General features: G+C 45.5%; 10 protein-coding genes and 3 pseudogenes. 8 read left to right on the forward strand and 5 right to left on the reverse strand.

The features are described 5' to 3' along the window. The 4 genes and pseudogenes from K4039_RS25915 to uvrA form a co-directional block, all read left to right on the forward strand. Window positions 1–104 (forward strand): annotated as a pseudogene (locus K4039_RS25915) (IS5/IS1182 family transposase); the annotation flags it as partial. Window positions 105–227: 123 nt separating this feature from the next. Beyond that, window positions 228–1,199 (forward strand): alkaline phosphatase D family protein, encoded by a 972-nt coding sequence (locus tag K4039_RS25920; RefSeq protein WP_375339834.1) that lies wholly within the window; start codon window positions 228–230, stop codon window positions 1,197–1,199. A gap of 209 nt (window positions 1,200–1,408) precedes the next feature. Then, window positions 1,409–1,852: a retroviral-like aspartic protease family protein gene (locus K4039_RS25925; RefSeq protein ID WP_265239383.1), complete on the forward strand. Its 444-nt coding sequence runs from the start codon at window positions 1,409–1,411 to the stop codon at window positions 1,850–1,852. A 73-nt stretch (window positions 1,853–1,925) separates the two neighbouring features. Continuing rightward, the gene (gene uvrA / locus K4039_RS25930) at window positions 1,926–4,886 is read left to right on the forward strand and encodes an excinuclease ABC subunit UvrA (RefSeq protein ID WP_265239384.1); all 2,961 of its coding nucleotides are present in this window, start codon (window positions 1,926–1,928) and stop codon (window positions 4,884–4,886) included. A 172-nt stretch (window positions 4,887–5,058) separates the two neighbouring features. Here the strand turns inward: uvrA and K4039_RS25935 are convergent, their stop codons facing one another. After that, the gene (locus K4039_RS25935; RefSeq protein ID WP_375339835.1) at window positions 5,059–5,598 is read right to left on the reverse strand and encodes a GAF domain-containing protein; all 540 of its coding nucleotides are present in this window, start codon (window positions 5,596–5,598) and stop codon (window positions 5,059–5,061) included. A gap of 58 nt (window positions 5,599–5,656) precedes the next feature. Continuing rightward, window positions 5,657–5,797, reverse strand: a complete 141-nt coding sequence (locus tag K4039_RS25940) for a hypothetical protein (protein WP_265239385.1) — start codon at window positions 5,795–5,797, stop codon at window positions 5,657–5,659. Between the two features lie 90 nt (window positions 5,798–5,887). Between K4039_RS25940 and K4039_RS25945 the strand changes: the two genes are divergently transcribed. Further along, a complete protein-coding gene (locus K4039_RS25945) occupies window positions 5,888–6,760 on the forward strand; it encodes an alpha/beta fold hydrolase (RefSeq protein ID WP_265239386.1) in 873 nt (290 codons plus the stop codon). Between the two features lie 153 nt (window positions 6,761–6,913). Here the strand turns inward: K4039_RS25945 and K4039_RS25950 are convergent, their stop codons facing one another. Continuing rightward, on the reverse strand, window positions 6,914–7,132 hold the full coding sequence (locus K4039_RS25950; protein ID WP_265239387.1) for a chlorophyll a/b-binding protein: 219 nt from the start codon (window positions 7,130–7,132) through the stop codon (window positions 6,914–6,916). Window positions 7,133–7,625: 493 nt separating this feature from the next. Between K4039_RS25950 and K4039_RS25955 the strand changes: the two genes are divergently transcribed. Both K4039_RS25955 and hemB read left to right on the forward strand, forming a co-directional pair. Further along, window positions 7,626–8,192, forward strand: coding sequence for a Crp/Fnr family transcriptional regulator (locus tag K4039_RS25955; RefSeq protein WP_265239388.1), 567 nt, complete (start codon window positions 7,626–7,628; stop codon window positions 8,190–8,192). A 172-nt stretch (window positions 8,193–8,364) separates the two neighbouring features. Continuing rightward, window positions 8,365–9,045, forward strand: a pseudogene (hemB, locus tag K4039_RS25960) (porphobilinogen synthase); the annotation flags it as partial. Between the two features lie 74 nt (window positions 9,046–9,119). Here hemB and K4039_RS25965 read toward each other — a convergent pair. Further along, entirely contained in the window at window positions 9,120–9,287 is a 168-nt protein-coding gene (locus K4039_RS25965) for a hypothetical protein (protein WP_265239389.1), read from the reverse strand. 51 nt (window positions 9,288–9,338) lie between these two features. Next, window positions 9,339–9,392, reverse strand: a pseudogene (locus K4039_RS30030) (hypothetical protein); the annotation flags it as partial. On the opposite strand from K4039_RS30030, the gene K4039_RS25970 reads away from it, so the two are divergent. After that, window positions 9,391–9,573 carry a hypothetical protein gene (locus K4039_RS25970; protein WP_265239390.1) on the forward strand — a complete coding sequence of 61 codons (183 nt, stop codon included), beginning with the start codon at window positions 9,391–9,393 and terminating at the stop codon, window positions 9,571–9,573. The pseudogene K4039_RS30030 and the gene K4039_RS25970 overlap by 2 nt on opposite strands. The last annotated feature ends 74 nt before the right edge of the window (window positions 9,574–9,647 follow it).

A 9,647-nucleotide genomic window follows, 5' to 3' on the forward strand; every position in this document is an offset into this window, starting at 1 on the left:
CGAGATATAGAAATCGAAGAAAGAGATTTGGCTTAAGGATTAATTTAATTGCAGGAATTTACAATTATGACCTGTATTTATCATTACAACAGGCGAGCATTTGATATTTTCGCAGGAGGTCTAATGATTTTGCCGGGGGTGTAGCGCCTGCTGAGTCACCTCAGAAGGAAGGAATTTTCGGGACTGGCGGAGGTTTTGTCAATGATACGCCTGTATTTGACGACGCTTTGCGAGCATTTCAAGCCTACAATCCCATACGAGACGATTTTTACGGCAATACGACAGACCCCCGCACTGCTAACGAACAGAAGCTTTATCGCTACAATACCTACGGTAGTGATGCCGCTACATTTGTGTTAGATTTGCGATCTTTCCGCGATAATTCCTTAAAAAGTATTGCAGAAACTTCCGACCAGGCTACTGTTAATAAGTTCCTCAACGATGCCTTTACCCCGAATCGTACAATGTTAGGGGCGGTGCAACTTCAGGACTTGAAAAATGACTTGCTGAAATCGCAACAAAATGGCATTACCTGGAAAGTGATTATGTCAAGCGATCCGATTCAAAATTTTGGCATTCCCGTTGCAGGCGATCGCTGGGAAGGTTATGCGGCTGAGCGAACAGATTTGCTGCGTTTCATCAAAGAGAATAACATCAAAAACGTGGTCTTTGCCACCGGAGATTTTCACGGATATGTCGTGAATAACGTCACCTATCAAGAAGCAGCCGGTCAGCCGCAAATCCCCACGGATGTGATTGATGTAATGACGAGTCCCGTTGCGATTCAGTTGAATATTGGGCAAGGGCCGTTTGCCGCCCCCTTTGGCCCGGCAACAGTTGCTTTTACGCCCGCCGCCCTCCTGCCACAATCTGAAAAAGATCGCTATAATTCATTGCCAACAAGGGAACAAAAAGATGCCTTTGTCCGCAATATTCTGGATACTCGGACAGCGCCGCTGGGATACGATCCAGTAGGTTTGGAAGGTTCTGGGATTGATGCTAAACTGCTTCAGGGACAATATTTAGGAGTGCATACCTACGGCTGGAATGAGTTTGAGATCGCCCCTGGGACGCAGCAGTTGTTGGTCACGACTTACGGTGTTGAACCCTACACCCAGCCGCAACTTGATGCTAATCCACAGGCAATTATCAATCAAAAGCCGTTTATTGTGAGTCAGTTTGTGGTTAATCCTAAGTAATTGAATGGCTCGCTATCTTAAAAACGCTAGGATTAAACAGGAATAATCTTGATTTTCTAGAGTTCACATCGGGTTGAATTTTAGTAGAATAATTATTCCGAAAATAATTGGGACGCTGCTCAGAGCAACGTCCCAAAAAATGATTAAAAGGACTTTGGCAAGAGGTTTATTGTATTAAAATTAAGACAGCAAATTTTCAGATGAAAATTATGCAATCAACAACCGAAAGCCTGATGGGAAAGGTTACAACAACGCTAATAATTACCAATCGGTTAGATGAAGGGAAAGCAGAAGATGGTTTGATTCCGATTGAGCAAGTCAGGTCTGTGACTATAGCAAATGTTTTAATGGATACGGGCGCGACAACTTTGTGTTTGCCGAAAGATGTCATTGCTAGACTAGGTTTGAGAATCCTTAAACAATTGGTTGTGGAAACAGCCACAGGTATTAGTGAGGCAAGAATTTTTCAAGATGCTAAAATTTCTCTGTGCGGGCGCGAAGGCACGTTTGAGTGTTTGGAATTGCCAGAGGGGAAAACTCCGCTTTTAGGCGTGATTCCGAGGTCAGCGCTGGGAATTGAAGTGGATTTGAAAAATCAAAGTTTGAAGGTTTTGCCCGACGGGCCGACGGAAACCTATTTGACAATTCTTTGAGCTTATTGACTTTGGATGCTACCTATTCCAAAGGCAGCGCTAAGATGGTTAAGCACTGTTTTGCACTACTCTCATGTCCCAACGCGCCGAAACCTCACACAGCCAGCCAAGTGCATCCCACAATGGGCATCAGGTGACGACTTCTAACTCCAACAGCCAAAATACGATTCGGATTCGCGGTGCGAGACAGCACAACCTGAAGAATATCGATTTGGAACTGCCGCGCGATCGACTGATCGTGTTTACTGGTGTCTCCGGTTCCGGTAAGTCTTCCCTGGCTTTCGATACAATTTTTGCGGAGGGACAGCGCCGCTACGTTGAGTCTCTCAGCGCCTACGCGCGCCAGTTTTTGGGACAGTTGGACAAACCGGATGTGGATGCGATCGAGGGGTTGAGTCCCGCTATTTCGATCGACCAAAAGTCAACTTCTCACAACCCGCGATCGACTGTCGGCACTGTTACAGAAATTTACGATTATCTCAGATTGCTCTATGGCAGAGCTGGCGAACCGCACTGTCCGATTTGCGATCGCTGCATTGCACCGCAGACAATTGATGAAATGTGCGATCGGGTGATGGCACTTCCCGACGGCACTCGCTTTCACCTTCTGGCGCCGGTGGTACGCGGAAAAAAAGGCACTCACCGCAAATTATTGTCGAGTTTAGCTTCCGAAGGATTTATTCGCGTTAAAGTTAACGGAGAAATTTTAGAACTTTCGGAAAATATCGAATTAGATAAAAATCATACGCACAACATCGAGATAGTTGTTGACAGGTTAATTAAAAAGCCCGGTTTAGAAGAACGTTTAGTTGATTCTCTCTCGACTTGTTTGCGCCATTCTGAGGGAATTGCGATCGTTGAAGAGTTACCAACTGACGAAAATTCCGAACCCAATGGGCCGATCGTATTTTCGGAAAACTTTGCTTGTCCCGAACACGGCGCGGTAATGGAAGAACTTTCGCCCCGGTTATTTTCGTTTAATTCCCCCTACGGCGCGTGCCCAAATTGCCACGGTTTGGGGAGTTTGCGGACTTTTGCGCCGGAGTTGGTGATTCCCGACGAGAAAGCGCCTCTGTATTGTGCGATCGCCCCTTGGTCAGACAAAGACAATTCCTATTATCTCTCTTTACTGTGCAGCGTTGCTGATACTTGCGGGTTTACGATCGACACTCCTTGGTTCCGCTTGAGGCCAGAACATCAGCGGGTGATTTTGTATGGAAATGAGTCCAAACAAACAGCAGAAAGTAAGAATCGAGACAGCAACGGCAACGATTTTAGGAGAGATTTTAAGGGCGTAATTTCCATGTTGCAGCGCCAGTACGACGATACTGGTTCTGATTTGATCAAACAGAAATTGGAACAGTATCGAGTCGATCGCGCTTGCCATGTTTGTCACGGCAAACGGTTGAAACCAGAGGCGCTGGCGGTGCGGTTAGGACAGTACGGAATTGTGGATTTGACGAGCATTTCGATTCGCGAATGTCGGGAGAGAATGGATAATTTGGGATTGAGCGATCGACAATTTCAAATATCCGATTTAGCCCTGAGAGAAATCAAAGCAAGGCTGCAATTTTTGCTCGATGTCGGGTTAGATTACCTGACATTAGACCGCGCAGCAATGACACTTTCTGGCGGAGAAGCCCAGCGAATTCGGCTCGCCACTCAAATCGGTTCTGGTTTAACAGGTGTCCTCTACGTTTTAGACGAACCCAGCATCGGACTGCATCAAAGAGACAATTTTCGCCTGCTGCAAACCTTAACAAAATTGCGCGATTTAGGCAATACTTTGATTGTAGTAGAACACGATGAAGAAACCATGCGAGCGGCCGACCACATTATCGATATCGGGCCAGGTGCCGGCGTTCACGGTGGCAAAATCATCTCCCAAGGAAGTTTAGAAAACTTGTTAGCGGCAGAGGAATCTTTGACCGGGGCTTACTTGTCGGGAAAACGAGTAATTGAAACTCCGAATGAAAGGAGAAAAGGCAACGGCAAAGCTCTCTCGATCAAAAATGCGACGCGCAACAATCTAAAAAATATTGATGTGGAAATTCCGTTGGGAAAACTCGTCTGTGTGACGGGCGTTTCCGGTTCGGGAAAATCCACTTTAATCAATGAATTGTTGTACCCGTCGCTGCAACACTATCTCACCAAAAAAGTTCCGTTACCGCCCGATATGGAAGCCCTCAAAACAAAGGGTGAACGCTCTCTTCAGGATGTAGTTGACAAGGTAATTGTGATCGATCAATCTCCCATCGGTCGCACTCCGCGTTCTAATCCTGCTACGTACACGGGAGTTTTTGATGTGATTCGAGATTTGTTTTGCGAAACCGTTGAAGCGAAGGCAAGAGGTTACAAAGCGGGGCAGTTTTCTTTTAACGTAAAAGGCGGAAGGTGCGAAGCTTGCGGCGGCCAAGGAGTGAACGTGATTTCGATGAATTTTTTGCCAGATGTTTACGTGCAGTGCGAGGTTTGTAAAGGTGCGCGCTACAACCGGGAAACGCTGCAAGTGAAGTATAAAGGCAAGTCAATTTCTGATGTTTTGAACATGACTGTGGAGGAGGCTTTGGAAATGTTTAAAAATATTCCCAGGGCTGGTGTCAGACTGCAAACTTTGGTTGATGTGGGTTTGGGTTACATTCAGTTGGGACAGCCGGCACCGACGCTTTCTGGGGGTGAAGCGCAGCGGGTGAAGTTGGCTACGGAACTGTCGCGCCGCGCTACTGGGAAGACGCTTTATTTGATTGATGAACCGACGACTGGTTTGTCGTTTTATGATGTTCACCATTTGTTAAATGTGTTGCAAAGGTTGGTGGATAAGGGTAATTCAATTTTGGTAATCGAACACAATTTGGATGTGATTCGGTGCTGCGATTGGGCGATCGATTTGGGGCCTGAAGGGGGAGATAAGGGTGGCGAGATTATTGTGGCGGGGACGCCGGAGGATGTGGCGGCAAATCCGAGGTCTTATACTGGGAAGTATTTGCAAACAGTTTTGCAGCAGCATCCTTTAGGGAGTGTTGTAGCTAATTAGGACGTACGATTGAAATCGCTCCTATACAAACAAAACCCGCCTCCGCGGGTTGAATATCGGGCAATACGTTTGGGTTAAGAAAGTCTGCTCGGCAAAACGATGTGACTTCTTCAGTCCGCGGAGGCGGACTTTGTTTTTTGTAGGCGCGGTTTCAACCGCCGTCTTATCTGTATTAACTATCTTGAATTGTGGGAGACATTGCCATATTTTGTGCTTGTTTCTGCATGAATTCAATGTCCGATCGCAACCAAGTGCGGGGCCCGCTGCACTGATGAGCAATTAACAGCCCCCACAGTCCTTTTTTTGTTAAAATTGGCACGACTAAATTAGCGCGCACCTTCAGGCTACGGAGAAAATCTCGGTGACATTGGTGAATTGGTTCTGTCTCAATATCTGCAATTGCTCTAACTCGGCCGGCTTCATACAAAGCAGCGTATTCATCGTTAAAACACTCGTCTGGCCCCGTCGAGCCCAAGATTGAGAGTTCGATCGCACTGAGCATCTCGCAAGTCACTCGACCTTGCCACTGTCTGTAAAAATAATACAGCACCGCGCGATCGCTCTGCACAACTTCTTGAATGTCGTATAGGGATTTTTCGATTAATACATCACGCTTTAGACGATCTGTCAAGCGGTTAATGATTTTTTGTAGATCGCCAGACATGGCATCAACTCCTTTAATTCCTAGTACAGCCATCTTTGCATCATTCAACTTTTATCCTCACAAATCCTCAACTTCTTGCGACTTGGGATTCTTGCCAGCTCAAAAATCAATGATTTTTGGCTTGATAGCTTTTTGGTTCTAAGTAAAAGTATACTAATGTTGTGACTGAGATAGCAATCTTTTCGGGAATAACCACAGGTGGGATGTTCGACAAAGGAAAAACGAAAGCCTGAGAGTCATCGGTCATTCCCAATTCTTCAACTCTTTAATTCTTTAATCTCAAATCTCAAATGGTATAACTGCTAGGATATCTCTATAGTTAGAGGAATTATCAGATATGTCGGTGATAGAAGCTGCTTGGAAACACGAATTTATCGCTACAAATAACATCAAGCTTCATTGTGTCACTCAAGGCAAAGGTCCGCTGATGCTGATGCTGCACGGATTTCCTGAATTTTGGTATTCTTGGCGTCATCAAATCCCGGAATTTGCATCAGATTATCAAGTTGTCGCTGTGGATCTCAGAGGTTACAACGATAGCGACAAACCCAAGGATAAATCTGCTTACGTGATGACAGAATTTGTGCAAGATGTCAAGGGAATTATTCAAGGTTTGGGGTATGAAAGTTGCGTCTTAGTTGCCCACGACTGGGGAGGCGCTATCGCCTGGAATTTTGCCTATGCTTATCCCGAAATGGTGGATAAATTAATTGTGATGAATCTACCGCATCCGGCAAAGTTTGCTGAAGGGTTGCGCACTCGCCAACAATTACTGAAAAGTTGGTACGTCTTTTTGTTTCAGTTGCCAGTTTTGCCGGAGTTGTTAATTCGGTTGCGCGACTATCGGGCGATCGATCGCGCTTTGCAAGGCATGGCTGTTGACAAAAGCACCTTTACCTCCTCAGATATCCAAGCTTACAAAGATGCGGCTGCCAAACCAGGTGCTCTGACTGCTACTATTAATTATTATCGCAATATTTCTCGCGGATTTCTCGATCGCCAGAATTGGGATGTCCTCGAAGTTCCGACGCTGATGATTTGGGGAGAAAATGATAGCGCCCTCGGCAAAGAGTTAACTTACGGGACAGCAGATTACGTGCGAGATTTTCAGATTCAGTATGTTCCCAATTGCAGCCACTGGGTACACCAGGAACAGCCGCAGTTAGTGAATCGCTACATGAGAGAGTTTTTGGCAAGCAAAGTTGTTTGAGCAAATATGCAGTTTGATTCGCTACAAGCGGCGATAGCAAACATATTTTAAACAAAAAAATAGTTTGTAATTAAGACTCCAGTCCTGACTACAAACATTTTTTATTATAAGCTATTGAACGAAGATTATCTTAAATCTATGTAACCGATCGCCCTAGCCTAAAGCATCTTTGAGGAAGGTAAGAAAGCTTTGTCCGGTTAAAATTTCTGTCGCCAGCAGGGAAACAAAGCCAATCATCGCAAAACGTCCGTTAACTTTCTCGGCGTACTTAGTAAATCCGGTGCTGACTGTCGCGTCTACATACATCTTAGGCTCGACTGCGAAGTTGTTCAGCAGGCCTTGGTCGTCAATCACAAGTTTAGATGAGTTCATTTGTTTTTCTTTGTTGCTTTATGTAAATAAATGTAACAGATTGTTAACTTGCATTAATATGATATAACGCACAAAAGTATGTGATATTGCTCACATACTTTTGTACTAAGATGAGCAATCAAAATCAAAAAATTGCTCGTCTGCTCGTTACCAGGCTCTGCCTGGTAATGCAGATCGGGAGGCTCTGCCTCTTTTTATATTTGTGTCCCGCAACAGGAAATGTGCCGATCGACCTTTCCCGCATCGCCGCCGAATTCCCCCAAATCAAAACCCTGACAGACAGTGAAGAGTCTCTACTCGCGAAACACCTAAAAAACAGCGTTTCAGCTTACGGATGAGAAAGCGGGTTTCTTGTCAGGGCTGGGCGCAGAAAGCCTAGATTTTTGTCAAGAAACCCGGTTTCTTTGATTTTTTGCGTAATCCACCAAGATAGTTGACAAATATTCTCAATTAATTTAAGCTGCATATTGTGTTCAAAGTAACGGTGAATCCCATGACTCTTTCCACCTACACTCCAGGCTTGTACGCTAGTTTCAAACACCAGACTTTCACCCACCGCCAGTTAGTTACCGTGCCGTCTAAAGGCTTGCTGCGGATTGAACGGGGAGCCGTCCGAGCAGTGACTTGGAGCGACCAGGGGACAGCAATGACCCTGGGATATTGGGGTGTTGGGGATGTGATCGGTCAGCCGCTGTCAGGTGTCCAACCTTATCAAATTGAGTGCAAAACTCATGTAGAAATTAGCTACATTCCTGCCAATTTGTGCGATCGATCCTTAGAGGAAATTTTCGCGCACGTTCAGCAAACTCAGGCATTTTTCAGCATAGTTCGCACCGAATCTCTGCGCGATCGCCTGCTGCAACTATTCATTTTGTTGGGCAAAAAGTTTGGTAGAGAAGTCGCACAAGGGCTGTTAATTGATTTGAGATTGACTCACCAAGAGATTTCTGAGGCGATAGGGATTACGCGGATTACAGTAACGCGGCTGATGGCGAGGCTAGAAGAAGAGGGATTGATCGATCGATCGCGCCCTCAATACATTGTCTTAACTTCCCGTTAACTTCGCGTTTTTGACATTGCTGAAAACAATTATATTGACATGAAAATCAGGTTTTCCAGTCCTCTTTTAGAGGACTTTCGCCCGACGCCAGGGGTTTAAACCCTTGGCGAGCCAACGGGGATAGTGCCAATTTATCTGATAATTATTATCATTATTGCAAAAATACCACGGCGGATTAATCCAGCAAACAGTCAAAGCCATCAAACAAAACATCCCCGAAATAATCGTAATTACCGACGTAGCCCTCGACACATTTACCAGTCACGGACACGATGGATTAGTTGACGAAAGCGGTCAAATTCTCAACGATCCAACAGTTGAAGTTTTAGTAAAAATAGCAGTTTCTCAAGCCGCTGCCGGTGCAGACATGGTAGCACCTTCCGACATGATGGACGGCAGAATCAGTGCAATTCGCCAAGCCTTAGATGCAGGGGGATACATCGATACAGGAATCCTTGCTTATTCAGCAAAATATGCCTCTGCCTATTACGGCCCGTTCCGCGATGCCCTTGATTTTGCTGCCAAATTTGGGGATAAAAAAACTTATCAAATGGATGCTGCTAATGCTAGGGAAGCACTGAAAGAAGTTGCTTTAGACATCGCAGAAGGTGCAGATATTATGATGGTAAAACCAGCTTTGGCTGATCTCGATATTATCTGCCAAGTGCGCGAAGCAACTAATTTGCCCGTGGCTGCTTACAATGTCAGTGGCGAATACGCGATGGTCAAAGCGGCGGCACAGTTGGGCTGGATTGATGAACAACGGATTATTTTGAAGACTTTGACGAGTATTAAACGGGCTGATTTGATTTTGACTTATTTTGCGAAGGAAGTTGCTTTGATGTTGCAGTAAGAGGGATTTTTAACCGCAGATTAACGCTGATGAACGCAGATATTTTTCAGATATCTGCGTTAATTTCAAGTAATTTAAGTTGTCGGTAATGCCTTCAACAGATAAGATCGAGTTCTCGTTAAAGTCGCACCCTTGGCATCTTTGTATGTGTAAGTTCCGTAAGCAGAAATATCGCCGAAATTATTGATGCCAGTAGCGCGAGCTAATGTCACCTTCTGGTCGCCAAAGGTGGGATTTGTCATTGCCAAATTGTTCAAATCTTGGAGTTTACCGTTGTTCCAGACGAAAGCGCGCTCTTGATTTATCCCATCCTGGGAGTAGCCGACTACTTGACCGAATTGGTTGATGCCGGCGGTTTGGCCGTTTGCGCCACCAAAGCTGCCGACTCGGACTTTTAAAAGTTTGACTGAAACTGCGGCGGAAGCCCGGATGAGTCGCGTTTACGGTGGTGCTCATTGGCCGTCGGACAACCGAGATGGGTTGAAGGCGGGCCGAAATTTGGGCAAGTATGTTGTGGAGAAGTTTTAGTAAGGATCGCAAATTAAATAACTTACAATTTTAATTGTTATTGTGGGGTGGGCGTCCCGCCCGTCCCACAAGGG

Source organism: Lyngbya sp. CCAP 1446/10, from assembly GCF_026130175.1.
In the GTDB taxonomy this organism is placed as follows: Bacteria; Cyanobacteriota; Cyanobacteriia; order Cyanobacteriales; family Microcoleaceae; genus Microcoleus.

Coding starts and splice junctions, on each gene's coding strand:
- K4039_RS25970 (WP_265239390.1), top strand. CDS start 9,391: ATGCCGGCGGTTTGGCCGTTTGCGCCACCAAAGCTGCCGACTCGGACT.
- K4039_RS25950 (WP_265239387.1), bottom strand. CDS start 7,132: ATGAACTCATCTAAACTTGTGATTGACGACCAAGGCCTGCTGAACAAC.
- K4039_RS25965 (WP_265239389.1), bottom strand. CDS start 9,287: ATGACAAATCCCACCTTTGGCGACCAGAAGGTGACATTAGCTCGCGCT.
- K4039_RS25925 (WP_265239383.1), top strand. CDS start 1,409: ATGCAATCAACAACCGAAAGCCTGATGGGAAAGGTTACAACAACGCTA.
- K4039_RS25940 (WP_265239385.1), bottom strand. CDS start 5,797: ATGACCGATGACTCTCAGGCTTTCGTTTTTCCTTTGTCGAACATCCCA.
- K4039_RS25945 (WP_265239386.1), top strand. CDS start 5,888: ATGTCGGTGATAGAAGCTGCTTGGAAACACGAATTTATCGCTACAAAT.
- uvrA (WP_265239384.1), top strand. CDS start 1,926: ATGTCCCAACGCGCCGAAACCTCACACAGCCAGCCAAGTGCATCCCAC.
- K4039_RS25955 (WP_265239388.1), top strand. CDS start 7,626: ATGACTCTTTCCACCTACACTCCAGGCTTGTACGCTAGTTTCAAACAC.